We start from the raw sequence: 1,217 nt of genomic DNA, 5'->3' as shown, positions 1-1,217 counted from the left end.
CTAGTGCTGCGTTCCTGTTTGGGCGGGTATATGTGCTGGTAGCGGGGCAGATTCGGATGCTCGGGGCGGGTGCTGAGCGATGGTCTTGTGGGCGCGGCCGAGCCGCAATGTGGAAGAGCAGAAGATCGTGGATCGGCTGGTGCGGGCTCGGAAGGCTCCGCGTGATCTGGCGGTCCGGGCCCGGATGGTGCAACTGAGCTGGTCGGGGCAGCGGGTGCCGGTGATCGCGGCGGAGCTGGGGTGCGGGGAGAAGACGGTGCGGCGATGGCTGCACCGCTTCAACTCCCGTGGCGTTTCCGGGTTGGAGGACTTGGGCGGGCAGGGCCGTAAGCGTCGGATCACCGAGCAGGAACGGTCCCGGATCATCGCCCTGGTGAAGACGCTGCCTCCGGGCCGGCTGCGCTGGGAGCCCGTTGACGAACTGTGGGCACCGGATGAGCTGGGGCCTGCGGAATGGACCTTGTCCACGCTGGCTGCCGCTGCCCAGGCCGAGGGCATTCAGGTCTGCCGTTCCCAGGTCCGGCGCATTTTGCTGGCCGAGGGCGTGCGATGGCGTCGTCCCCGTTCATGGACGCGTTCATCGGACCCGGATTTCGTCCCAAAAGGACGCGGATCATCCGCCTGTACACCAACCCGCCGCCCGGAGCGACGATCATCTGTGCGGACGAACTTGGGCCGGTGATCCCGCGCACCTTCCCTCCGGCATCGGCCTGGTCACCCGACGGACGCCGCATCAAGGCCGAGCTCGACTACAGCCGCGGCCCGGAGAAGACCTGGGTCTTCGGTGGACTGCGGATCCGTGACGGCCACGAGGTCACGATGACCGCACCGTCCCGCAGCAGCGTCTGCTACCAGCAGTTTCTGCGGAAGGTGGAGCAGGCCAACCCCACGGGCGAGATCTGGATCGTCACCGACAACCTGTCCGCACACCGCAGTGTCTCCACGCGCACGTGGCTGGAGGACCACCCACGGATCCATCACGCGTTCATCCCGGTCGGCGCCTGTTGGCTCAACCTCCAAGAGGGCTGGTGGCGCCTGTTTCGCAAGACCGCGCTCGCGGGTCGCTCCTTCTGCAATCCACGCGACATCGCCTATGCCACCAAGCTGGCCACCGCCCAGCTCAATGCCCAGGCACAGCCGTGGATTTGGGGCCGTCCGCCCCCTCCCACCCGCACACGCAGGCGTCGCTACATGTACATCCTTTGAGGAACGCAGCA

2 protein-coding genes are annotated in these 1,217 nt (G+C 67.0%); both read left to right on the top strand.

Annotated features, from left to right (window positions below; translation table 11 throughout):
* Positions 1–79: 79 nt before the first annotated feature.
* On the top strand, positions 80–682 hold the full coding sequence (locus AB0O76_RS43895) for a helix-turn-helix domain-containing protein (protein ID WP_365503583.1): 603 nt from the start codon (positions 80–82) through the stop codon (positions 680–682).
* Positions 679–1,206: a transposase gene (locus AB0O76_RS43890; RefSeq protein WP_365503580.1), complete on the top strand. Its 528-nt coding sequence runs from the start codon at positions 679–681 to the stop codon at positions 1,204–1,206. Before AB0O76_RS43895 ends, AB0O76_RS43890 begins: the two co-directional genes overlap by 4 nt.
* Positions 1,207–1,217: the final 11 nt, after the last annotated feature.

This window comes from Streptomyces sp. NPDC086554 (assembly GCF_040686095.1).
GTDB lineage: Bacteria > Actinomycetota > Actinomycetes > Streptomycetales > Streptomycetaceae > Streptomyces.
This window is presented reverse-complemented; position numbering and strand designations above follow the sequence as displayed.

What these genes read in the sequence shown, in the direction of transcription:
- AB0O76_RS43895 (WP_365503583.1), top strand. Translation starts at nt 80, where the DNA reads ATGGTCTTGTGGGCGCGGCCGAGCCGCAATGTGGAAGAGCAGAAGATC.